The 22,843-nt window shown below is 75.1% G+C and carries 18 protein-coding genes and 1 pseudogene; 9 read left to right on the top strand and 10 right to left on the bottom strand.

The window, feature by feature from the left end:
- Positions 1-56: 56 nt before the first annotated feature.
- Positions 57-629 (bottom strand): hypothetical protein, encoded by a 573-nt coding sequence (locus ACFC1T_RS34355; RefSeq protein ID WP_375895526.1) that lies wholly within the window; start codon positions 627-629, stop codon positions 57-59.
- 694 nt (positions 630-1,323) lie between these two features.
- On the opposite strand from ACFC1T_RS34355, the gene ACFC1T_RS34350 reads away from it, so the two are divergent.
- The 3 genes and pseudogenes from ACFC1T_RS34350 to ACFC1T_RS34340 form a co-directional block, all read left to right on the top strand.
- Positions 1,324-1,731: an AAA family ATPase gene (locus ACFC1T_RS34350; protein WP_375895577.1), complete on the top strand. Its 408-nt coding sequence runs from the start codon at positions 1,324-1,326 to the stop codon at positions 1,729-1,731.
- A gap of 106 nt (positions 1,732-1,837) precedes the next feature.
- A complete protein-coding gene (locus tag ACFC1T_RS34345) occupies positions 1,838-2,224 on the top strand; it encodes a nuclear transport factor 2 family protein (protein WP_375895523.1) in 387 nt (128 codons plus the stop codon).
- Between the two features lie 251 nt (positions 2,225-2,475).
- Positions 2,476-2,853 (top strand): annotated as a pseudogene (locus ACFC1T_RS34340) (GNAT family N-acetyltransferase); the annotation flags it as partial.
- Positions 2,854-3,100: 247 nt separating this feature from the next.
- Here the strand turns inward: ACFC1T_RS34340 and ACFC1T_RS34335 are convergent.
- Together ACFC1T_RS34335 and ACFC1T_RS34330 are read right to left on the bottom strand one after the other, a co-directional pair.
- Entirely contained in the window at positions 3,101-3,670 is a 570-nt protein-coding gene (locus tag ACFC1T_RS34335) for a hypothetical protein (RefSeq protein ID WP_375895582.1), read from the bottom strand.
- Positions 3,671-3,718: 48 nt separating this feature from the next.
- Positions 3,719-4,579: a LysR family transcriptional regulator gene (locus ACFC1T_RS34330; RefSeq protein ID WP_375895521.1), complete on the bottom strand. Its 861-nt coding sequence runs from the start codon at positions 4,577-4,579 to the stop codon at positions 3,719-3,721.
- Between the two features lie 81 nt (positions 4,580-4,660).
- Here ACFC1T_RS34330 and ACFC1T_RS34325 point away from each other — a divergent pair, with 81 nt between their 5' ends.
- From ACFC1T_RS34325 to ACFC1T_RS34315, 3 genes are all read left to right on the top strand, one after another.
- Entirely contained in the window at positions 4,661-5,215 is a 555-nt protein-coding gene (locus tag ACFC1T_RS34325; protein WP_375895518.1) for a cupin domain-containing protein, read from the top strand.
- 9 nt (positions 5,216-5,224) lie between these two features.
- Complete coding sequence (locus tag ACFC1T_RS34320; protein WP_375895517.1) at positions 5,225-5,584, top strand: DoxX family protein; 360 nt, start codon at positions 5,225-5,227, stop codon at positions 5,582-5,584.
- Positions 5,585-5,737: 153 nt separating this feature from the next.
- Complete coding sequence (locus ACFC1T_RS34315) at positions 5,738-6,994, top strand: cytochrome P450 (RefSeq protein WP_375895514.1); 1,257 nt, start codon at positions 5,738-5,740, stop codon at positions 6,992-6,994.
- A 108-nt stretch (positions 6,995-7,102) separates the two neighbouring features.
- Here the strand turns inward: ACFC1T_RS34315 and ACFC1T_RS34310 are convergent, their stop codons facing one another.
- Positions 7,103-7,612 (bottom strand): MarR family winged helix-turn-helix transcriptional regulator, encoded by a 510-nt coding sequence (locus tag ACFC1T_RS34310; protein WP_375895511.1) that lies wholly within the window; start codon positions 7,610-7,612, stop codon positions 7,103-7,105.
- A gap of 52 nt (positions 7,613-7,664) precedes the next feature.
- Here ACFC1T_RS34310 and ACFC1T_RS34305 point away from each other — a divergent pair, with 52 nt between their 5' ends.
- From ACFC1T_RS34305 to ACFC1T_RS34295, 3 genes are all read left to right on the top strand, one after another.
- Positions 7,665-8,156: a MarR family winged helix-turn-helix transcriptional regulator gene (locus ACFC1T_RS34305; protein WP_375895508.1), complete on the top strand. Its 492-nt coding sequence runs from the start codon at positions 7,665-7,667 to the stop codon at positions 8,154-8,156.
- 326 nt (positions 8,157-8,482) lie between these two features.
- A complete protein-coding gene (locus tag ACFC1T_RS34300; protein WP_375895506.1) occupies positions 8,483-9,160 on the top strand; it encodes an HAD family hydrolase in 678 nt (225 codons plus the stop codon).
- Positions 9,161-9,308: 148 nt separating this feature from the next.
- Positions 9,309-10,445 (top strand): MinD/ParA family protein, encoded by a 1,137-nt coding sequence (locus ACFC1T_RS34295; protein ID WP_375895503.1) that lies wholly within the window; start codon positions 9,309-9,311, stop codon positions 10,443-10,445.
- Between the two features lie 436 nt (positions 10,446-10,881).
- Here ACFC1T_RS34295 and ACFC1T_RS34290 read toward each other — a convergent pair whose 3' ends face one another.
- The 6 genes from ACFC1T_RS34290 to ACFC1T_RS34265 form a co-directional block, all read right to left on the bottom strand.
- On the bottom strand, positions 10,882-11,619 hold the full coding sequence (locus ACFC1T_RS34290; protein WP_375895501.1) for a dienelactone hydrolase family protein: 738 nt from the start codon (positions 11,617-11,619) through the stop codon (positions 10,882-10,884).
- A 160-nt stretch (positions 11,620-11,779) separates the two neighbouring features.
- Positions 11,780-13,123 carry a S8 family serine peptidase gene (locus tag ACFC1T_RS34285; protein WP_375895498.1) on the bottom strand — a complete coding sequence of 448 codons (1,344 nt, stop codon included), beginning with the start codon at positions 13,121-13,123 and terminating at the stop codon, positions 11,780-11,782.
- On the bottom strand, positions 13,120-16,632 hold the full coding sequence (locus ACFC1T_RS34280; protein ID WP_375895496.1) for a right-handed parallel beta-helix repeat-containing protein: 3,513 nt from the start codon (positions 16,630-16,632) through the stop codon (positions 13,120-13,122). The genes ACFC1T_RS34285 and ACFC1T_RS34280 overlap by 4 nt, the downstream gene beginning before the upstream one ends.
- 116 nt (positions 16,633-16,748) lie before the next feature.
- Complete coding sequence (locus ACFC1T_RS34275) at positions 16,749-18,074, bottom strand: hypothetical protein (protein WP_375895494.1); 1,326 nt, start codon at positions 18,072-18,074, stop codon at positions 16,749-16,751.
- 112 nt (positions 18,075-18,186) lie between these two features.
- Positions 18,187-18,633: a hypothetical protein gene (locus ACFC1T_RS34270; protein ID WP_375895492.1), complete on the bottom strand. Its 447-nt coding sequence runs from the start codon at positions 18,631-18,633 to the stop codon at positions 18,187-18,189.
- 98 nt (positions 18,634-18,731) lie between these two features.
- The coding region (locus tag ACFC1T_RS34265; protein ID WP_375895490.1) for a hypothetical protein at positions 18,732-22,843 on the bottom strand (4,112 nt) is incomplete at its 5' end.

Genomic DNA, 22,843 nt, shown 5'->3' with positions numbered 1-22,843 from the left:
TCACCGCCGGGTCGGTGCCCGCGCGCGGGCCCGCGTCCCCTCCGGCGGGGCGGGGGCTACCCGCCGGCGGGGGCGGCGATGCCCCAGGAGGTGTCCGCGGGGGCGACGCCGCCCCACGAGGTGTCGGCCGGGGCGGCCCGGCCCCAGGAGGTGTTCGCCGGGGCGGCGGTGTCCGCGGGGGCGGTGCCGCCCCACGAGGTGTCGGCGAAGGCCTGGCCGCTGCCGAGGGCGAGCAGGGCGGCGGTGGCGGTGCCGACGGCGATGCGCTCGCGCCTGTGGATCCTTCGACGTTCGCCGGGCCGGATCCGACAGTAGATCAGGAGGCGTGCAGTTGTTCGATCGTTTCCGGAAATTCTGGGCCCGCACAGGAGGCCACCCCCGTCGACCTCCTGTGCGGGCCGCGCCGGGCCGGTCGGCCGGTCCGGCCGGACCGTGCCGGGCCGGGCCGGTCGGTCCGGGAGGTCGCCCTCGCCGCCCATGTCGGCGGTGATGCGGCGCAGCACGTTGATCGTGGTGACGACGTCGGCCTCGTCGGCGCCCTGGTGGGCCCGGAGGTGGACGCGGTGGACGCGGTGGTTGCGGTCGCGGGCGCGCAGGCGGGCGGCCTCGCCGTCCTCGGTGAGGGTCATGGCGCCGGTGGCGGCGGACTCCAGGAGCCGGCCGCGGGCGGTGAGGCCGTCGAAGACGGCGGTGGAGTCGGTGGCGAGGTCGTCGTAGCGGGCCGGCCGCCGGACCAGGGTGGCGCGGTTCCAGCGGCCGGGGGGTGCCGGCGGCGTGGTTGGGCGTCCACCAGCGCGGCCGGGTGAGGCCTTCGACGGCGAGCTGCTCGCGCAGGGCGCCCACCACCCGGTGGAACACCTCGGCGCTCCAGGCGCCGACGGGCTGGGCGGCCAGGACCGCGTGCGGGTACTCCCCGAGCGCCACGGCGGTGCGCCCCCTTCACTGTTCGGACTTCGGGACGCGCCCACCGTAGGAGCTCAAGCCGTCTTGAGGTCAACCCGGTTCGCAGGAGGGACGGTGGCGCCGTGGCGGCGGGTTCGGGCCGACCCCGGGCCGGCCCCGCCGCCCGCCCCGGTCCGGGTGCCGGGGCGGGCGGGGGTCCTTTCGTGCGGTCGGCGCCGTGCCGGAACCGTCGTGCCGGAGCGGGAAGTCGTCCCCGCCGGCTTCCCGCTCCCCCGGGCCGCTCCCCGCCGCCGCGGGGCCAGGGCTGACGTGGTTGCGTGGCAGAGGGATCGGGCGGCACGGTGGTGCTGATGTGCGGGCTGCCGGGGGCGGGCAAGAGCACCTACGCGGCGGGGCCGGTGCGGCGCGGCGGGCGTCCGGCTGTCGATCGACGAGGCGGTGTGGCGGCGGCGGCTCGGGCGGCGCGACGCGGGGCCGGTGCCGGCGCGGGAGGCGTTCGACCGGCCCAAGGAGGAGGTCCGCCGCGAGCAGCGGCGGGAGTTGGTGGAGCCGATGCGGGCCGGGCGCGACGTGGTGGTGGACCACACGTTCTGGAGCCGGGCCGCCCGCGACGACTACACGGCGCTGGTGGAGGCCCACGGCTGCCGGTGGGAGCCGGTCCACCCCAAGGCCGACCGGGCGACGCCGGAGCGCCGCCCGGCGGTGCGCAACGGCCGGGAGGGCGCGAACTGCGCCACCGTGGACGAGGCGCAGTTGGCCCGCTACCCGGCCGCCTTCGAGGAGCCGGACGGCGAGGGCGAGCGGGTCGTGCCGCAGCCTCCGGGGTGAGGCCCCGGGGCGGGCGGCGGGGCTCTCCAGACTTGAACCACCCGTACGAGTGATCGTCATTTCATCGGGCGGGCTGCCGTGCCGGGCCGCCGCTACGTTCCGGGCCATGGACTTCACCGCTGTCGCCGACAGCTTCGTGCAGCACTACTACTCCACCTTCGACGGCGGCCCCGCCTCCCGGCACAACCTCGCCGCCCTCTACCGGCCCGAGTCGATGCTCACCTGGGAGGGCGCCCAGGTGATGGGGGCCGCGAACGTCATGGAGACCCTGGACAAGCCCCAACTCGCCGTCGTCAAGCACGCCGTGAACACCAGCGACGCCCAACCCGCCCCGGGCAACGGGGTGCTGGTCGCCGTCACCGGGAACCTCGCCCTGGACAACGCCTACGACAAGCCGATCCAGTTCGCCGAGACCTTCCTCCTCCAGCCGATCCCCGGCCAGGCCGGCGGCTTCTTCATCCACAACCAGGTCCTGCGCCTCGTCCTCGGCTGACCCGCGCCGGCGGCCCGAAGACCGGTAGCCCGCGGTCCCGTCGCCGGGTGACGACCACCGGATGGACGCGGACGACTTGCCCGCGGTCCCGTCGCCGGGTGGCAATCACCGGATGGACGCGGACGACGAGGGCCGGTGGCTGGTGCGGGTGGTGCAGACGTTGTGCGGGCTGCCCCTCGCAGCGGGCCGGTGCCGGTGGGCGGGCGCCGGCGGGGCGGGCGGTGTCGGACCCTCGCGCCAGCGTGCGGGGCATGACCGACGACACCGCCCCAGACGGGGCCCTCGGCCGCCTCACGCTCGCGCCCTGGTCCGAACGCGGCCCGGAGGTGCCGCGACGCCAGAACACGCCCGAACTGACCGAGCACCTGGGCGGGGTGGAGAGCGAGGAGCAGGTCCGGCAGCGGCACACGCGGTACCTGGCGCTGGGCGGGGGGCAGATGTTCCTGCTGCTGTTCGACGGCCAGGTGGCCGGGTCCGTGGGGTACTGGCCGCACACCGGGGAGGGCGGGGACGTGTACGAGACGGGGTACGCGGTGCTGCCGCAGTTCCAGGGCCGGGGCCTGGCGGTGCGGGCGCTGCCGCCGTGCGCGCAGCGGGCCGCCCGCGCGGGCGGCCCGCGGTGGCTGCACGCGGTCCCGTCGGTGCGGCACGCCGCCTCCAACGCGGCGTGCCGGCGGGCGGGCTTCGAGCCGGTCGGCGAGGCGGCCTCCGACTACCCGCCGGGCCACCCCATCCGCTCCAGCAACCGGTGCCTGGCACCGGCCGGTCGACGCCGGCCCCGGCAAGGGGCGTTCGGGCAGGGGGCGTTCGGGCAGGGGGCGTTCGGGCCGCCCGGGCCCGGGCCCGGCGGCCTCCCCGCGCCGCCCGACGGCCCCGCTACGCGAGGGGGTCCGGGGCGGGTGCGGCGGGCGAGGGGACGGGGCCGTCGGCGAGGGCGGCGTACAGGACCACCGGCAGTTCCTTGTCCTGCTGCCCCAGGCCCAGCCCGAGCCAGCGCCCGCCGCCGGGCAGCGGCCACACGTGCAGCACGACCACCCACTGGCAGAGCAGGTCGACCACCGGTGCGGGGCGGTGGCCGCCGCCGTCCTCCCCCTCCACACTCGCCCGCAGGTGGGGCCACAGGTCGATCTCGTACGGTCCTCCCCAGCGGGCCGTGAACACCCCGGCCAGGGCGGCGAGTCGGGCCTGGGCCAGCTCGTACTCCCGCTCCCGGGCCCCGTCGTCGCCGTCCCAGAAGTCACGGCTGACACCCAGCTCCTCGACCCACCAGCCCGGACCGCAGTACCCGGCGCGGTGGCCGCCCACCTCGGACGGGAAGGGCCGCGGGCCGGCGAGGAGTTCGTCGACACGGGCGAGGTACACGGAGGCGGATCCGGCATCGGCATCGGCGTCGGCGTCGGCGTCGGTCCGGGCCACTGTCACGGTCCGGGTCACGGTCTCGGCCACGGCCGCAAGGCCAGGCCCCGGCACCGACCACCGGCGGCGGGGAGCCGCTCAGCGTCGGTAGGAGGCGGTCGCGGCCTGGACGAAGGAGCGGATCAGCGGGTTGGGGTCGCCCTCGTTCCACACCGCCACCACCCGGCTCGGCGCCATGTCGACCAGCGGCACCACGGCCAGCCCCGGGGGCAGGTCGTGTCCGAGCGCGGCGAGCGGGGTCAGGCCGAGCGTGCCGTTCCACAGCACGGTCTGCAGGCACTCCTGGACGGCGCGCACCACCGGGCCCCGGCGCGGGCGGCCGCCGTTCCAGTACGACTGCCAGGCGGGGTCGGTGCCCTGCGGGAACCGGAACCAGCGGCGGCCGTCCAGTTCGGCCAGGCGCAGCCCGTCGCGGCGGGCCAGCGGGTCGTCGGCGCGCAGGACCACGCCGACCGGGTCGGTGCGCAGGGTGCGTGCGGTCAGGGCGGTCCCGTCGAAGGGGGCCCTGGTCAGTGCGACGTCGACCAGGCCGGCGCGCAGTCCGCAGGTGGGGTCGGTCAGGTCGGTGTCGCGGATGCGGATGTCGATGCCGGGGTGGTCGCGGCGGTAGGCGGCGGCGAGTCTGCCCACGGCCGGGTCGGTGCCCTCGCCCAGGATGCCGATGGTGAGGGCCGCGGTGCCGGCGGCCGAACCCACGCGGACCCGGGCGCGGTCGGCGCGCTCCAGCAGCGCCCGCGCCTCCTCGAGCAGGACCGTGCCGGCCGGGGTGAGGGCGACGCCGGCGGGCGAGCGGGTGAGCAGCAGGGCGCCGAGGCCGGCCTCCAACCGCTTGATCGCCCGGCTCAGCGGCGGCTGACTCATGTGCAGTCGGGTCGCGGCCCGGCCGAAGTGGAGTTCCTCGGCGACAGCCACGAAGTAGCGCAGGGTGCGTAGCTCCACACTGCGACGATACCCGCCGGGTATCGGCGTCACGGGACCGGTCTTGGACACGGTGCCTCCGGCGGCGGTGCACTGGTGGACATGACCGAAACAGCGAACACCAGCACCTTCGAACCCGCCCCCACCGTGTCGGTGGTGGGCCCCGGTGACGGCGAGACGATCGTGCTGGGCACCACGCGCATGCGCGTCCTGGAGGACGGCAGCCGCACCGGACACCGCCTCGCGATCGCCGAGTCCGTCCTCGCCCCGCACACCCAGGGCCCGCCCCAGCACCGCCACGGGCTGCACGACGAGGGCTTCTACATCCTGTCCGGCGCCCTGCGGTTCACCATCGGGCAACGGGAACACGACGCCGTGGCGGGCACGTTCGTCCTGGTCCCGCCCGGCGTGCCGCACACCTTCGCCAACCTGGGCGACGAACCCGCCGTCATGCTCAGCACCTTCACCCCCGACCTGTACCTGCAGTACTTCCGCGACCTCCAGAAAGCACTCACCAACGACCACGCACTGACACCGGCCGACAACGCGGAGGCGATGAGCCGCTACGCGACCGAGCCCGCCACCGAGGTGGCCACCGGGCCCGCCACCGCACCTGCCACCGCATCCGCCGCCGCATCCGCCGCCGACGCCTCCTGAACGGGAACCATGAACGCCGCCTACTGGATCGTCGCGGGACCGCTCGCGCTCTTCTACTCCTACGCGGGCACGCTGAAGACGGTCCGCAGCCGTGACCGGCTGCGGCCGATGATGGCCTGGGTCGACCGCGTGCCGCTGCCCGCCCTGCGGGCGCTGGGGACGGTCGAGGTCCTCGGCGCGGCCGGCCTGGTCCTGCCGCCGCTGACCGGCACCGCCCCCGCGCTGGCGCCGGCCGCGGCCGCCGGGTTCCTCCTCCTCCAGGCCGGCGCGATCCCCGTGCACCTGACGGGCGGGGACCGCCGGATCGCCCTCAACGCCGTCCTCGCCCTCGCCGCGGCCGCGACCCTCTGGCTGGCCACCGGGCTGTGACCGGGCGCGGGCGGGGCGGGCGGCGGAGGGGCGAGGGCGGGGCGGGCGGCGGAGGGGCGAGGGCGGGGCGGTCTCGACGGCGGCGCGCGGGAGGGCCATCCTCGTGGCGGACACACACCGCACGAACCCTCGGACCCGGGTGAAGGAGCCGTCGTGGACGACGAGTTGAACCAGGCGCCCGCTTGCCCGGTGGAGCACCGCCTCGTCCTGGACCCCACCGGCCGCTCCCGCGACGCCGAGAGCGAGGAGCTGTGCGCGCGCGGGCCCGCCACCCCGGTGGACATCCTCGGCGTGCCGGCCTGGGCGGTCGCCGACCCGCTGCTGCTGGAGGAGCTGCTCCAGGACCCGCGGGTGTCCAAGGACCCTCTCCCGCACCGGCCGGACTCCGAGCGCCCGCTGCCCGACCGGCCGCCGGCCCTGCGGGTGGGCGCCCGCACCGTGTCCACCGCGCACGGCGCCGACCACCGCCGGCTGCGCCGCCTGACCGGCGCCGCGTTCAGCACCCTCCGGGTCACCGAACTGGCCGACCGCGTCGAGGAGTCGACCGGCGAACTCCTGGACGCCATCGCCCTCACCCCGCCGGGCACCGCGGTGGACCTGCGCGAGCGCCTGGCCCGCCCGCTGCCGCTCCGGGTCACCGCCCACCTGCTCGGCCTGCCCGACACCCTGCACGAGCGCTTGCGCCACCACGCCGACCGGGCCTTCGCCACCACCCCCACCCCGCAGGAGGCCGCACCCGACACCACCGCGCTCTCCCGCATGCTCGACCAGCTGACCGCCGCCAGACGCGCCCACCCCGGCGAGGACCTGACCTCGGCCCTAACCGCCGCACGCGACACCCAGGGCGACGACGGCGCGCTGAGCGAGGAGGAACTGCACAACACCCTGCTGCTGACCCTCTCGGCCGGTCACGAGAGCACCGCCAACCTCATCGACAACGCGATCACGCTGCTGCTCACCCACCCCGGGCAGCTGGACCTGGTGCGCGCGGGCAAGGCCGGCTGGGAGGACGTCGTCGAGGAGTCGCTGCGCCGCGACACCCCGGTGGCGCACCTGCCGCTGCGCCACGCCGTCGAGGACATCGCCCTGCCCGGCGGGGTGACGATCCGCCGGGGCGAGGCGATCCTGGCCTCCTGCGCGGCCGCCGGACGCCACCCCGCGCGCTACGGCGCACACGGAGCGGTGTTCGACGTGACACGGCCGGCGAAGGACCACCTGGCCTTCGGCCACGGCCCGCACCTGTGCCCGGGCGCGCCACTGGCCCGCTTGGAGGCCCGCACCGCGCTGCGGGCGCTGTTCGAACGCTTCCCGCGGCTGGCACTGCTGCCCGGGGCGGAGCTGGAGCCGCTGGACTCCCTGACCTCCAACGGACACCGGTCACTGCCGGTGCTGCTCACCCAGGACCACTGAGGACCACCGAGAACCACCGACGGACCGTCACCGGGAGCAGGACCGGGACCGGGACCGGCGAACCGGGGCCACCGGCCCACCGCTCCACCGGCTCACCGCTTCACCGGTTCACGCCCGGTCGGCGACGGTACGGGCGAAATCGGCGACGAAGGCGGTGATCAGGCGGGCGAACGCGGTACGGTCGCCCTCGCTCCAGCCCGCCATGGCCTGGGCGAAGACCACACGGCGCAGCCGGTGGGCGGCCTCCGCCTGCGCGCGTCCGGCGGGGGTGAGGGCGAGCAGGGTGCGGCGGGCGTCGCGCGGGTCGCTGCCGCGTTCCAGCCAGCCCTGCTCGACGGTGCGCAGCACCAGGCGGCTGGCCCGGGGCTGGTCGACGCCCAGGGCGGCGGCGACGTCGGTGACGGCGCACGGGCCGGGGTGGGCCTCGACGGCGTCCAGGACGCCGAACAGGGTGGGGTCGATCGCGCCGGCGCCCTCGGGCCGGGCGATGCGGCCCAGCGAACGGCGGGTCTGGCTGTGGCGGATGGCGACCATGGCGCGTTCGACGGCGGCGGCATTCGCGTCCTCGACGGCGGTGTCCGGCCCGGTTTCCTGGTACTTCCTCTCCCGCTCAGACATGCATGCTAGGTTACAACTTTTGTCAAAGGACATGTATCAGGGGGGACCTGTTATGCCCGAAACCGCCACACCCGCCGCCGCACCCGCGCACGTGCCCGCCACCGGCCTGCCCGACGTGCCCGGGCAGCGCCCGCTCGGGTACTGGCTGCGCCACATCGACGGCGCCATCGAGCAGTCCATGGCGCGCCTGCTCGCCGCCGACGCGCTGAGCCGGCGCGACTGGCAGGTGCTCAACACCCTCTCCCACGGGCCGACGGACACCGCCGCCCTCGACGCGGCGCTGGCCGCCTTCCTCTGCCCCGAGGAACCGACCGTGCGCCCGCACCTGGAGGGGCTCGCCGCCCGCGGCTGGGTCGCCCTGGACGCGGACGGGCGCGCCGCCCTCACCGGGCAGGGCCGCAGCGCCCACCGGCGCGTGGCCGCGCAGGTCGCCGGGCTGCGGGAACGGCTGGCGGCCTGTCTGACGCCGCAGGAGTTCACCACCCTGACGAGCCTGCTGGTGCGCTGGGCCGGACACCTGGACACCCTCGCCAAGGCGCGGTGAGCCCACCGGCCCGCCCCGCACCGGACGCTCACCGACGAACCCCGGTGAACACCGGCGAACCCCGGTGATCACCGGTGGTCACCGGTGCCCTAGGCGTGTCTGACAATTCGCGTCGGATCAGCGCCCGGCGTCGGGGTGCGTGCATCGCAAGGCGGAGGAGGGAGCCCATGCGGTGGGGGCGCCTCCCGGCCGAAGGCTGGGGGCCATCGGCGACCGACGACAACGCGGCGAGGCGCGCTTGTGCCCTGGGGGTACCTCCCCGCCGAAGGCCGGGGGAGCGTCGCGCGCCCGGCGGGAACTGTCAGACACGCCCTAGGGTGGCGGCCATGCCCACACCCATCGAACTGGTGATCTTCGACTGCGACGGCGTCCTGCTGGACAGCGAGCGCCTGGCGGTGCGGATCGACGCGCAGGTGTGCGCGGCGGTCGGCTGGCCGCTGTCCGAGGCGGAGATCGTGGAGCGCTTCGTCGGCCGCAGCCACGCCCACATGAGCGCCGAACTGCAGGCGCACGCGAGCGTGCCGCTGGAACCCGGCTGGGAGGAGGCCTTCCAGCACCTGTACGACGAGGCGTTCGCCGCCGAACTCACCCCCGTGGACGGGGTGGTGGAGGCCCTGGCGCAGCTGGCGCGGGCCGGGGTACGGGACTGCGTGGCCTCCTCCTCCGGTCACGGCCGGCTGCGCCGCACCCTGGGGCAGACCGGGCTGCTGGCCCGCTTCCAGGGGCGGGTGTTCAGCGCCGAGGACGTCGCGCACGGCAAGCCCGCCCCCGACCTGTTCCTGCACGCCGCCGCCACCACGGGCGTCGCGCCCGGGGCCTGCCTCGTGGTGGAGGACAGCACGTACGGGGTCGCCGCCGCCCGCGCGGCCGGGATGCGCTCGCTGGGCTTCCACGGCGGCCTCACCCCCGCCCACCGGCTGACCGGCCCCGGCACCCGCACCTTCGACGACATGCGCGAGCTGCCCGCCCTGGTGGCGGCCGCCGGAGAACTCCCGCTGCCCTGACGGCCCCCGCCGCCCCCGCCGCCCCCGGCGTGCCCGGCGTGCCCGGCGTGCCCGGCGGTGAACGGTCACGGCAGCCCGCCCCGTTGTGCCAGGTGGGGGGACCGTACGGCACCGGCGCGGTGGCGGCGTGGCGACAAGGAGGCGGAGCGTGGCGGCGGACCACACGGTCATCGAGCAGGTGCGGCGGCTGGGACGGGGCCCTGAACGGGACCTCTCCCCCGACTACGGGCTCCTCCCCCCGGCCGAGCCCGACTGGCGACGCCCCCTGGACTCCCTGGGCACGGTGCTCATCCCCCCGCAGGCCCGACCCGCACCCGCCACACCCGCGACGCCCGCCGCACCCGCCCTCCTGGCGCCGCCTCCCCCGCCGTACGCCCCGCCCCTGCCCGCCCCCGCACCGGTACCGGCGCCCGTCGCCGCCCCGCCCGCCCCGGCCCGGCGCCCCCGCCTGCTGGGCGCCGGGCTGGGCCTGGGCCGGGGCGAGCAGCGCGAACGGGAACGGCTGGAGGCCCTCATCCGCACCCCGCTGCACCGCTCCTTCCGGATCGCGGTCATCGGCCTCAAGGGCGGCGTCGGCAAGACCTCCGCGACACTCGGGCTCGGCAGCGTCCTCGCCCAGACCCGCTCCGACAAGGTCGTCGCCGTCGACGCCAACCCGGACACCGGCACCCTGAGCCGGCGCATCCGCCGCGAGAGCCCCGCCACCGTCCAGGACCTGCTCGCGGCCGCACCCTCCATCACCGGCTACATGGACATCCGCCGCTTCACCTCGCTGACCCCCAGCGGACTGGAGGTCCTGGCCAACGACACCGACCCCACCATCGCCGACACCTTCGGCGGCCAGGACTACCGGCGACTGGTCGACCTCCTCGCCCGCCAGTACCCGATCGTCCTCGCCGACTGCGGCACCGGCCTGCTGCACGACTCGATGAGCGCCGTACTCGACCTCGCCGACCAACTCGTCATCACCGCCACCACCAGCGTCGACGGCGCCAGCGGCGCCGACACCACCCTGGACTGGCTGCACGCCAACGGCTACCAGGACCTGGCACGACGCAGCATCACCCTCATCTCCGGCATCCGCGCCAAGAACCGCACGATCAACACCGACGACCTCCTCACCCACTTCCGACAACGCTCCCGCGCCGCCCTCCTCCTCCCCTTCGACGAACACCTCGCCCTCGGCGCCACCTTCGACCCCACCCGCCTGCACCCACGCACCCGCCGCGCCTACCTCCACCTCGCCGCCCACGTCACCGAAGGCATCCACCCCACCAACACCTGACCAGCCACCACCGGGCCCGACACCACGGACCCCGACGGGCACGGACCGGCACGGACCGGAACCGCCCCCCGGCCCGGGCCACGGGCACGGTCACGCAACGGTGCCATCGCCCATCGGCCCACGCGCCAGGCATGGCAGGCGTGGCAGGCGTGACAGCGGGCGCCACGGCCTGGGCGTGTGATCGATCCGGCGCGGTTCGGTGCCGGCCTCGTGGTGGGCCGGTCCGCGGCACGGCTCGCCGGTGGCGGGAGCAGGCCCACGGCGTGGCGGGTCGCGGGGCGGCGGTTCTTCAAGTCGGGTGGGCGTCGGGGGCCGGGCCCTCAAAAGCGCGACAGTTGCGCGAACGGCTCGCACTGCACGCCAAGGCTCCACCGCCGTCCCGAAAACACTCGGACCAGTGATCGTCGTGGCCTTGGCGCCAGGTTGTCCGCCCGGCTCATGCCCCCTGGGCCTCCGTCACGGGCAGGCACTCGGCGAGCAGGTCGACGACGTCGCGCCAGGCTCGCTGTGCGTGCCGCGGGTGGTAGCCGACGCCGGGGACCGTGGCGTGGTCGACCGGGGGGTGGTGGAAGGCGTGCAGGGCGCCGCCGTAGACCGTCAGGCGCCAGTCGACGCCTGCGGCCTGCATCTCAGCGGTGAACGCGTCCCGTTGCGCGGGCGGCATGATCGGGTCCTGCGACCCGACCCCGGCCCACACCGGGCAGCGAATGCGCGCCGCCTCGCCCGGCCGGCCCGTGGTCAGTGCGTTGACCGTCCCGATCGCGCGCAGGTCGGCGCCGTCGCGCCCCAGTTCCAGGGCGACGGCGCCCCCGGTGCCGTAGCCGACGGCGGCGATCCGGTCGGGGTCGGTCCGCGGTTCGCCGCGCAGCACGTCGAGCGCGGCACGGCCGATGCCCCGCATCCGGTCGGGATCGGCGAGCAGCGGCAGGCACCGGGCCAGCATCTCCTCGGGGTCGCCCACATAGCGCCCGCCGTGGAGGTCGAAGGCCAGCGCCACATATCCCAGCTCGGCGAGTGCGTCGGCCCGGCGGCGCTCGACGTCGCCGAGCCCCATGCCCTCCGGTCCGAGCAGCACCGCGGGCCGGCGGTCGACACCCGCCGGGAGAGCGAGGTGGCCGATCATCGTCAACCCGTCCGCCGGGTACGCGACCGCACGCGTCGCAATCGTCCCCATGGGACCGGACTGTAGTGATCCTCGAGCCCGGACCGGATGGTGTTCTGCCGCCGGCAGAGCAACGACGGAACAAGCACCGGGAAGAAGCCAAGGGCCCGAGCCACCCACCACCGCCCGGCACACACGGACTGAGAGCAACAGGCGCGGCAGTGACGCCGGGTCAGACCTGCCAACGCCCCGGACGCCACGCACGACGGCGAGCGGCCGCACACACGACGGCCAGACCCACAGTGACGGTGACAGTGGACAGCACAGCGACAGCCACCACAGCAGCCCGGCCCGGGGCGGGGTCCGGGGGCGGGGGTGCCAGGAGGGCGGCCCGCGGGGCGGGGAGGGCGGCCGCGGCGCTGGGCACGGTGGCGGTGAGGGCGGCGAGGGGGTCCACGGTGCCGTAGCCCAGGCGGGGGTCGGGCAGGGCGGTGCCGGGGTGGTAGGCGGTGGCTTCGAGGCGCTCGCGCAGGTGGGCCGGGTCGAGGTCGGGGTGGTGGCCGAGGAGCAGAGCGGCGGTGCCGGCGACGACGGCGGTGGCGAAGCTGGGGCCGCTGGCGGTGAAGTAGCCCTTGCCGGCCGGTCCGGTGCTCATCATGGCCTCGCCCGGGGCGCTCAGATCGACCCGGGCACCGGCGGCGCCCGCACCGGCAGCGGTACCGGCGCCGGCAGCGGTGCCGGCAGCGGTGCCGGCGGGGGCCATGCCGACACTCGTCCCCGTCCCCGTCCCCGTCCCCGTCCGCGTGCTCCCGTCCGCGCCCGCCGCCGCGCCGCCGCCCGGGGCCAGGGCGGCGACGGTGAGGACCTGCGGCGGGGCGGAGGGCACGTTGGCGTTGGCGCCGCCCTGGTCAGGGGTGGCGGGGGCGATCACCAGGGCGCCCTTGGTGTCGGCGTGGCGCAGCGCATCGTCGAGGGCGGTGTCGCCGGCGGGCAGGGGCAGGGCGGAGGCAATGATGCGGGCGCCGGCGTCGGCGGCGTCCCGGATGCCCTTGGCGAGGAGGGCGGGGGTGGTGGTGCCGGTGTCGTCGGTGACGGCGACGGCGAGGATCCGTGCTTCGGGGGCGATCCCGGCGAAGCCGGTGCCGTCCTGGTGGCGGGCGGCGATCAGTCCGGCGAGGAAGGTGCCGTGGCCGACGCAGTCGCGGGTGGAGTCGCCGGTGCCGTACTCGCGCGGGCCGGGTACCAGGCGCTCGCCCAGGACGCCGGAGGTGCCGTCGACGCCGGAGCCGACGACGGCGACGGTCACTCCGGCGCCGCGGCTCAGTGTCCAGGCGGCTTCGGGGCGGAGGAAGGCCTGGGCCCAGGGGGTGCGGTCGGTGCCCTTGTCGGAGGGTTTGAGGCAGTCGCCGGGGCGGGTGGCGGGGCGGTTCTGGGCGATGACGGGCAGGGCGGAGGGGTCGCCGGGGGCCGCCGCGGCCGGAGGGGCGGCGGCGGCCGGGACGGCGGAGGGGACGGCGGCCAGGGCGCAGGCGAGGGCCCCGGCGGTGAGGGTGCCGGCGGTGCGGCGGGCGCTCACACCGTGCTCCCCTGCAGCAGGGCGGGGATGTCCTGGGGCAGCAGCAGGCTCAGTTCGGACACGTCGCCGATCTCCAGGCGGGCCAGGCGTCCGGCCTGACGGGTGACCATGGCCTCCAGGGTCTGCCGGGCGAAGCGGCCGTTGCCGAAGTTGCGGTCGCGGGGCACGGCCGCGCACAGTGCGGCCAGCGCGGTGAGGGTCTCGGGGGCGCAGAGGTAGCCGGCGTCCTCGGCCTGGCGGGCGACGATGGTGACGAGTTCGTCGGCGCTGTAGTGGTCGAAGGCGATCTGCTGGGGGAAGCGGGAGGCCAGGCCGGGGTTGGAGGCGAGGAAGCCGCGCATCTCGTCCTCGTAGCCGGCGACGATGACCACGACCTCGTCGCGGTGGTCCTCCATCAGCTTCATCAGGGTGTCGACGGCTTCCTGGCCGAAGTCGCCGGAGGCGGCGCCGCCGCGCGGGGTGAGGGTGTAGGCCTCGTCGACGAACAGGACGCCGCCGCGGGCACGTTCGAAGGCGTCCTTGGTGAGCTGGGCGGTGTGGCCGATGTAGCGGCCGACCAGGTCGGCGCGGGCGGTCTCGACGAGCTGGCCGGTGGGCAGGACGCCGAGTTCGGCGAGCAGGGCGCCGTAGAGGCGGGCGACGGTGGTCTTGCCGGTGCCGGGCGGGCCGGCGAAGACCAGGTGGTGGCTGATCCTGGCGGCGGGCAGGCCGGCCTCCTCGCGGCGGCGGGCCTGGGTGATCAGGTTGACCAGGTTCTCGACCTGTTCCTTGGCGGCGCTCAGGCCCACCATGGCACGCAGTTGGGCGAGCAGGTCGCTGCCGCCGTCGGTGCCGGGGACGGGGGCGCGGACGGCCTCGGCGCCGAGGTCCTCGGGCAGCAGCAGCGGCAGGTCGGCGTCGGTGACCTCGGCCAGGGCGGCGAGCCGGGAGGCCTGGCGGTCGACCATCTCCTCGAAGACCTTGCGGGCGGCGCGGCCGTTGCCGAAGTCCGCGCCCTTGGGCATGCGGGTGAAGTGCGCTTCCAGGGCCTGGCTGGTGGCTTCGGCGAGGTCGAAGCCGTGGGCGGCGGCGGCCCGTTGGACGATGGTGACCAGTTCCTGCGGCGAGTAGTTGCGGAACTCGACGGTGCGGCTGAAGCGGGAGGCCAGGCCGGGGTTGGAGGAGAGGAACTCGCGCATCTCCTCGGAGTAGCCCGCCACGATCACCACGATGTCGTCGCGGTGGTCCTCCATCAGCTTGACCAGGGTGTCGATGGCCTCGCGGCCGAAGTCGGGGCCGGTGCCGCCGCCTCCGGCGGACAGGGTGTAGGCCTCGTCGATGAACAGCACGCCGCCGAGCGCCTCGGTGAACACCTCGGTGGTCTTGATCGCGGTGCCGCCGACGATCGCGGCGACCAGGTCGGCCCGGGCCACCTCGGTCAGGTGCCCGCTGCGCAGCACCCCGAGCTCGGCCAGGATGCTGCCGTAGAGCCGGGCGACGGTGGTCTTGCCGGTGCCGGGCGGCCCGGCGAAGATCAGGTGCCGGCCCATGGGGAGGGCGGGCATGCCGGCCTGTTCGCGGCGCCGGGCCAGCTTGTTGAGGTTGACCAGGGTGGCGACCTGTTCCTTGACGCCTTCCAGGCCGACGAGGGCCTGGAGGGCCGCCTGGGGGCCCTCGGGGTCCGGTGGCAGGGGTTCGGTGGCGGCGCCGTAGGGCCCGGGGGCGCTCTCGCGGCCGTCGCCGTACGCGTCGCCGGGCCCGTACGCGTCGCCGGGCCCGTCGCCCTGCCCGTAGCCGTCGCCGGGTCCGTAGCCGTCGCCGTACGCGTCGCCGTCGGTGGGGGCGGCGCCGGTGGGGCGGGTGCCGGGTGTGGCGCCGGGGCGGGCCTGGGCGCTGCCGTGGCTGTCGGCGTGGGCGTTGTCGCGGCTGGTGAGCTCGGTGACCGCCAGGCGGGTGCCGGGCCTGCTCTGGCGCAGGCCGGAGCCGCGGTTGCCGGTGACGGTGCAGCCGGTGACGCGGACGGGTTCCTCGGAGTCCACCCTCAGGCCGTCGCGGGCGTTGTCGGCCAGTTCGCAGCCGGTCAGGGCGGCCCGGGAGCCGGCGGCGAGCAGGACGCCGTGGCGGCGGTTGCCGTGGACGCGGGTGCGGGCGGCGGTGAGTTCGCCGTCGTCCTCGACGAGCAGGCCGTCGCCGGTGCAGTCGGCGATGTCGCAGTCGCGCAGCGAGGCGAGGCCGCCGGGGCCGATCTCGACGCCGTTGACCCCCGCGCCGGCCGCCCCGGCGGGGCCGGTGGTCGTGGTGGTGCCGCGCACGGTGGTGTTGCCGACCTGGGTGTTGCCGCCGTCGGAGACCCGCAGGGCGGCGCGCGCGCCGGTGCGCAGCAGGCAGGACTCCAGGCGCCCGCGGCCCTCGCGCAGCACCTCGACGCCGTGGCCGCCGACCTCGGCGACGTCCAGGCGGCGCAGCAGCGGGTTGGCGCCGTCGCGCACGACGACGCCGCTGCCGGCGGCGCCGCGCACCTCCAGGCGGTCGAACTCGGCGGCGCTCTCGCCGGTGAGGTCGACGGCGTCGCCGGCGCCGGCGGTGACGGTGGTGCGGGTCAGGACCGGGCTGGAGGACTCGTCGACCAGGACGCCGGTGCCCTGGGCGTCGGCGACCTGGCACTCCTCGAAGCGGCCGCGGGAGCGGCCGGTGACGTGGATGCCGTGGCCCTTGGTGCGGGCGGTGCGGCAGCGGCGCACCAGCGGGTCGGTGGCGCCGGCCAGGACCAGGCCGTGGCCGCGGGTGGTGTCGAGGGTGCAGTCCTCCAGCAGGACCTGGGCGGTGGAGCTGACGTAGACGCCGATCGCGACGTCGCGCACGGTGGTGCGCAGGACCCGGGTGGTGCTGTGCTCCTCCAGGGCGATGCCGGGTTTGTCGGTGGCGGAGATCTCGCAGTCCTCGATGGAGCCGCGGCCCTCGCCGTTGGCGCACACGCCGTTGCCGCGGGCGTCGCGCAGGACGCAGTTGCGCACGACGGGGTTGGCGCGTTCGCCGATCACGACGGCGGAGCTGCCGAGGTGTTCGATGGTGCAGTCCTCGATGACGCTGGTGCCGGTGGAGGTCTCCACGATGCCGGCGCCGGCCGGGTTGACGACGCGGCAGCCGCGCATGGCCAGGGAGCCCTGGCCGCGGGTGAGGACGGCGGTCCAGGAGTTGCCGACCACCTCGCAGTCCTGGAGGGCGGCCTGGCCGCGCGGGACGTCGACGGTGGGCAGTTCCTCGTCCTGGCCCTGGAGGACCAGGCCGGTGAGCTGGACGGCCTCGGCGACGACCTGGACGACGGCGCCCCGGCGCGGGGAGATGCGCACGCTGCCGCGGGCCTCCTCGGCGGTGATGGTCACCATCTTGGTGATCACCAGGTTCTCGTCGTAGCGGCCGGGGCGGACGCTGATCACCGCTCCGCTGCGGGCCGCCTCCAGGGCGGCGCCGATCGTGCGGTAGCCGCCCTCGCGCGGCTCCGCACCGACCGTCAGCACATGGCGGGTCATGGGGCGTTCTCCTCCGTCGTTCGTGGCTGTGGTGCCGGTGGTGCTCGGTCGTGCGGGTTCGTACGGGGTCCGTACGGGGTTCGTACGGGGTTCGTACGGGGGGTGCGGGGCCGGGGTCAGCCGGTGCAGTCGGCCTTGACGGCGGAGGCGGCGTGGTGGGCGTAGGTCTTGACGCTGTCACCGACCCAGTCCTGGCCCCGGCTGTGCATCACCACGGCGATCCGGCCGCCGCTGAGCGGGAAGGTGCCCGCCGGGACCCACTGGCCGCGGGAGGAGGTCTGGTTCACGTTGAACGACTGGCCCTGCACGGTGTAGTAGGTCGGGGCGCCACCGACGGCCTTGATGTCGCCGTTGTTCGGGACGTAGACCGACAGACGGCAGCTGCCGGTGGTGAGCGAGCCGGTGTTGAAGGTCCACACCACCGAGTTGCTGCTGTCGTCCTTGTTGGCGGCGCCCGACATCGGCATCGAGGTGAAGCCGCCCGAGCAGCCGTCGCCGCTGTAGCCGCCGGAGTTCTTGCGCCAGCCCTTCTGCCCGTCGTCGTACCAGCCGTTCTGCTGCATGGAGGTGGATCCGCCGCAGCCTGGGCCGGCCACGCCGTGGTAGGTGGGCGCGGGCGGCGGGGCGGGCTGGCTGGGCTTGTCCGGGGGCGGGGCCGGCTGCTGGGCCTTGGCGGGGGGCTGCGGCTGGGTCTGCGGTGCGCCGCCGCCCTGGCCGGAGCCCTGCCCCGCGCCCTGGCCGCTGTTCTGAGCGGTGTTCTGGCCGCCGCCCTGGGGTGCGGCGGGCGCGCCGGCGGCGGCATGATTGGTGCCCGGGGTGCCCTGGCCGGCGGCGATGCCGGGCAGCGCGGCCCCGGCGGCCGCCGCAGCGGGCACCACTGCACCCTCACCGGGCTGGGCGCCGGCCGGCTGGCCGGGCTGGCCCGGCTCAGCGGGCTGGCCGGGCTGCAGCGGCTGGTCGCCGGGCGGGTTGCCGGGTGCGTCGGCGCCGGGGACGTAGCCGTTGCCGCCGCCGTCGGGCGCGGAGAACCCGGCGGGCGGCGGCCCGTCGGCGCCGGGGGTGCCGGGGCCGTCCCCGCCGAAGCCCGCGATGCCCAGCGGCACCCCGACCAGCACCAGGCCCGCGATCACCGCGGCGGCCACCATCGGCTTGGGGATGCGCCGCCCGGCGGCCTCCTCCTCGGTCGCGGCGGCCGGCGCGGGCGCGGCGGTCACGCCAGGGCGGGCCTGGCCGGCGGCCGCCACCGCCGTCGGGCCGCTCTCCCTGACCTCGGGCACCGCACCGGCGGCTCCCACCGCCGCAGCTCCCGCCTCGACGGCGGCCGGTGCCACGCCCGCCTTCCCGGCCTCGGCGGCCGGCTCCGGCACCTCCCAGGCCACCGCGGGCAGCTGGATGCCCCCGACGGAGGACCCGTTTCCCCGCGCACTACGTTCCCTGCCCACCCACGCTCCCTGGCCTTGGACGACGCCCGACGGGGCCGCCCCGCGCGGCCGAACCGCCGCGCGGCGAAAACCGCCCCTCCCCCAGACCGACGGACGGCACGTCGCGTCGGGTTCAGCCGATCTCCAGGCTCCAGGCCGGCTCGTCCTGGCGGGGCGGGTTCAGCACGAAGTCCACCGCCCGCCCGAGGGCCTGCGGCGACGGCTGCGGGCACGGCCCGGTGCGCCCGAGCAGGTGCGCGAGCAGCCCGGGCTCGGGCGCGAGGTCGTACTCCTCCAGGTAGTAGGCGACGGTGTCGGTCCAGATCCACTCGCCGTCGGTGCGGTAGTTCATCGGGACGGCGCCCCGGCGGGAGGTGTCGAAGACGTCGTCCATCAGCATCGGCGTCACCAGCACCTCCACGCCGGACCGCAGGTACGCCAGTAGGGCGGCCCGCTGCCCGGCGTCGCGCACCAGCGGGTGGTCCGGCGCGAAACCGGGCCCGGCCACCGGGTCGACCGTGCCGAACACCGCCGCCAGCCGGAACTCCGGCTCCACCGCCTGCCCTTGCTGCTGTTCCACGCGTCGTGCTCCCGCTCTCGTGGCCCCGCACCGGGGCGCCCTCACCCGGTCAACGGCTCCGGGCGCGGGCGGCGTTCACCCGGTGGCCGTCCCGCCGGTCAGGCGGTACTGCCCTTGAGGTCGGGCCTGGGGTCCTTCTGGTACCAGAGCAGGAGGGCGGCCTGTACCTCGGCGCTGGGCTTCCACGCCATGATGCCCTTCTTCATGACCTTGTCCAGTTCCTTGACGAAGTCCTCGGGCTTCCCCTTGTAGGTCTTGGCGAACTCCGTGACCTGCCTGGCCGGCGCCGGCTTGATCCCTTGGTCGACCACGCTCGTGGCATTGGCCTCGGCAGCCCGCACCGCCTCCTCGGCCGCCCGTCGCGCCGCCGCCTCCTGCTCGGCCGCCCGCTCCTCGAGCCGCCGGGCCCAGGCGGCCTCGTCGTTCTTCGCGGGGAAGTACCTGAAGGCGATGTCCTTCCCCTTGGGCACGTACGCGCTGATGGAGTTGAGCCTGGCCACGTCATTCCACCCGTACTCGATGACGCCCTCCACGTCCTTGCCGCCCCTGTGGTAGGTGCGGGGCTGGTTCGACAGCGTCGACTTCTGCCCGGCGGCGATCGTGTACCCCACGTAGGCGCCGACCCCCGGGAACGCCTCCTGGAAGTCCTTGACGACGGACTTGCAGCTGGCGCACGTGCCTCGGGAGGAGAGCACGGTGAGGACGCCCTCGGGCTGGGCGGGCAGTCCGGCGCCCGGCTGTCGGGAGACCGCCTTCTCCGGCGGCTTTCCAGAGGGATGGGGGACCTGCTCGAAGCCCCACTCCTTCATCTGCTGGAACGCCTTCGCCAGGCCCTTCACCTCGGCGTCGTAGCGCTGTGTCGGCAAGCCGTTCTCCTTCGCCCACCGGTCGGCGGCCTGGAGCGAGCGGCTGTCGTTGATGGATTCGTCATGGCCGTTGGTGACGGCCGCGGCCGTCTCCCAGCTCTTGTCGCCCTTCAGCGCCAGGGAGATGACGGCGTAGGTCAGGCTCTTGTCGGTGCCGGTGAAGAGCTGCTGGAGGAGTGAGTCCTTCAGGACCACCGTCGCCGCGGCCACGGAGTCGGGGTCCGGTTCCGCCGCCGGAACCGGCTTCGGTTCATCGGCCCTCTCCTTGCCCTTCGCCACCGTTCCCTCCGGCTGCTTCGCCACCTCCTGCGCCTCGGCCGACCGCTGCCCGCCCGACAGCACGTCCGCGATCCGCTCGGCGGAGTTGGTGGTCTCGGGCGGAGCGGACTCGGTGGTCTCGGGGGAAGCGGTCTTGGTGGTCTCGGGCGGAGCGGTCTTGCTGGTCTTCTTCTTGTTCGCGAAAGCCAGGGCGCCCTCCGGTTCGCGGTCGGGGTGGAGGGTGCCCGGGGCGGCGCTGTCGTAGCCCTCGGGGCGGTCGCGGTCGCGGTCCGGGTAGACGGGGGCGGGCAGGTGGGCGCCGCGGTCGACGATCACGGGCGCCTGGCCCTCGGCCGTGGGCCGCTCGACCTCCAGGAAGTGCCCGCCGGCGACGACGGCCGGGTGGCCGTCGGCCGTGAAGCCGACGGCGGAGGCGACCACCAGGTGCCCGGGGCCGTCCGTGCCGTCCACGCGCGGGGTGAAGTACACCGGGCCCGTGGCGACCAGTGCGCTGCTGCCCAGGTCAGCCAGGCCGAGCTGGCGCATCACCTCGGTGGTGTACTCGAGCCCGGGCGCCCGCCCGAGGTTGCAGGAGACGAGTTGCAGCCGGTCGGTGCCGTTCCAGACACCGCCCTGGTGCAGTCCGGCCAGGATCCCGACGAGTCGGTCCTCGGTCAGCTCCACCGGCTCGCGGGTTTCGGGGTCGGTGCCGAGCGGCAGCGGCAGGCCGGTGTCGGGGTCGGTGTGCACGGCCAGGGTGAACACGCCGTCCTGCGCGGGGAAGCGCGCCAGGGCGTACCGCTCCGCCGCCGACGGCTCGGGGTGGCCGAGCCACCAGCCGTTGCCGGGGCCGCCGAACGCACTGAGCGGCGCGCCGACTTCGCCCGCCTCCGGCACCGGGTCGGTCCACAGGAAGCCGCTCGGGAGGTTGATCGTGTCGAAGGGGGCTATCTTGTCCAGCGTGCCTGCCCGCAGGTCGTTGACCACCTCGTGCAGGGTTTCTCTCGTGTACTGGAACTCCAACGGGGGATCGCCCCAGCCGGCGTCCTCGGTGTTGTGGGTCCGCAACAGGAGGGTCTCGTTCCCGTTCTCTCCCTCCTCCAGGCGCAGGTGCACCGTCGCGTTCTGGCCGGTCAGCTTCGGGTGGGTCGAGGTGATCTCGACCGTCTTCTCCCGCCCGTCCGCGGACAGGCGCTCGGTGACACGGAAGTCGGCCCGCAGGTTCTCGGGGAAGGCCGCGCGCAGCGCCTCCTCGCTGTAGAAAACGGCGAACAGGTCGAACACCTCCCTGACGGGGGTCTCGTTCACCCAGCCCGCGATCGTCTCCTGGACGTCGTGGAGCGTCATGGGCTCAGCCTCCGCCCGGATGACGTGGAACGGGCCGTCCTCCTCCCGGCCGGTCACCGTCAGTCGGCTCGGGCCGAGCGTCACCTCGTACTGGGTCGTGTTCACCTCGTCCAAGTGGCCGTGCGCCGCGGCGTGCCCCGGCGGGAAGGACAGCGCCAGCATGGGGTGGGACAGCGGCACCTGGATCTCGAACAGCGCGTAGCGGTCGGGGTTCGACATCCAGCCCTGGGCGAACGCCCGGTCGTAGGTGGTGGAGGAGGGCAGGACGTCGGTGAAGCTCTCCTGCTGCCGGGTCTGCGGCTCCATCCGCACCGCGCGGTACAGGAGCACGGTTCCCTCGGCGCCCGGATGTCCCTCCGGGGGGCGCAGGCGCTCCGCGTGGTTGTAGAACGTCCGCAGATTGCCCATCATCTTGTCGAAGGTCACCGTGCCCTCCCGCTGGAAGAGCCTGCCCTCCGGGTTGCGCAGATTGGTGAAGACCCCGTTCTTGATCTGTCCCATGAATGTGCGCAGCGGACTGTCGGGTGGGGCTGCGGTCAGGTGGTCCACTGACAGCGCCACTGCGGCTGCCGCCTGCTCGGGGGTCGACTCGGCGTACTTCACCGCCTGGGGGTTGCGGTGCTCCGGTGCTATCGACTCCACCAGGCCGTAGCCCTCGGGGTGGTCGTGGAAGGAACCGTCCGGCGCCCGGTGGGCCCCGCGCTCCTCCACCTGGACGTGGATCTGACCGGAGTCGCCGTCCCGGACCGCCTGGAACTCCAACCAGTGGTCACCGCCCACCATGACCGGGTGGCCGCTCTCGGTGAAGCCGATGTCGGAGGCGACCACCAGGTGCCCCGGGCCGCCTTCGCGCCGCGGGGCGAAGTACACCGGGCCGGTCGCGGCCAGCGCCCGCGGGCCCAGGTCCAGCTCCTTGAGCCGGAGCATCACCTCGTCGACGAACTCGCGCCCCGGCCCGCGGCCCAGGTTGCAGGCCACGAACTGCACGGTGTCGGTGCCGTTCCAGATCCCCGCCCGGCGGAGGCGGGCCAGGACACCCGCCGTCTGGTACGCCGACAGCGTGCCGTCCGGCCCGTTGAGCCAGACCGGCCGCCCGGTGGCCTCGTCGGTGTGGACGGGGACGACGAACACCCCGGGCTGCTCCGGGAAGTGCGCCAGCGCGTCGCGCTCCGCCTGCGGCATGTCGGCCTCGCCGATCCGCCAGCCCTTGGCGCCACCGCCGAAGGCCGACAGCGGCTGCCCGATGTCCTCCGGCATGGGCGCGGTGTAGTCGAACCAGTCCCAGGGCAGGTCCAGCATCTCGAAGCTGGGGTTCTCGGTCAGTTTCTGCGACCGCAGGCCGCCGCTGACGTCGCCGATGTTGTCGGCGTTGAAGACCATCGGCTCGCGCGGCTCGGTGTCCTCGCTGGTGCTCCAGCGGATCGACACGGATCCGTCGCCGCCGTGATGGATCGTCACTTCGGCGAACTGTTCGGCCAGTTGCTCGTGGGTGTGCTCGATCCTGATGGTCTTCGTGCGGCCGTCCGGCGAGGTCTCCTCGGTGATGCGGTGGAAGTCCGTGAGGTCGCGCGGGTAGGCGGCGCGCAGTGACTCCGGGGTGTAGAAGTCGGTGAAGCGCCGGAACGCGTCCGGGATCGTCATGCTGCTGGACCAGTTGGCGACCTCGCCGCGGATGTCGTCCACCGTCATCGGTGAGGCGTCGACCTTGATGACGTGGTAGCCGCCCGAGTCGTCACGGC

This window comes from Kitasatospora sp. NPDC056076, assembly GCF_042266305.1.
Classification (GTDB): Bacteria; Actinomycetota; Actinomycetes; order Streptomycetales; family Streptomycetaceae; genus Kitasatospora.
The sequence above is the reverse complement of the archived record's forward strand: the minus strand, read 5'-3'. Positions and strand labels throughout refer to the sequence as shown.

Coding starts and splice junctions, on each gene's coding strand:
- ACFC1T_RS34305 (WP_375895508.1), top strand. CDS start 7,665: ATGCCCGAAACCGCCACACCCGCCGCCGCACCCGCGCACGTGCCCGCC.
- ACFC1T_RS34290 (WP_375895501.1), bottom strand. CDS start 11,619: ATGGGGACGATTGCGACGCGTGCGGTCGCGTACCCGGCGGACGGGTTG.
- ACFC1T_RS34280 (WP_375895496.1), bottom strand. CDS start 16,632: ATGACCCGCCATGTGCTGACGGTCGGTGCGGAGCCGCGCGAGGGCGGC.
- ACFC1T_RS34310 (WP_375895511.1), bottom strand. CDS start 7,612: ATGTCTGAGCGGGAGAGGAAGTACCAGGAAACCGGGCCGGACACCGCC.
- ACFC1T_RS34300 (WP_375895506.1), top strand. CDS start 8,483: ATGCCCACACCCATCGAACTGGTGATCTTCGACTGCGACGGCGTCCTG.
- ACFC1T_RS34320 (WP_375895517.1), top strand. CDS start 5,225: ATGAACGCCGCCTACTGGATCGTCGCGGGACCGCTCGCGCTCTTCTAC.
- ACFC1T_RS34325 (WP_375895518.1), top strand. CDS start 4,661: ATGACCGAAACAGCGAACACCAGCACCTTCGAACCCGCCCCCACCGTG.
- ACFC1T_RS34355 (WP_375895526.1), bottom strand. CDS start 629: ATGACCCTCACCGAGGACGGCGAGGCCGCCCGCCTGCGCGCCCGCGAC.
- ACFC1T_RS34345 (WP_375895523.1), top strand. CDS start 1,838: ATGGACTTCACCGCTGTCGCCGACAGCTTCGTGCAGCACTACTACTCC.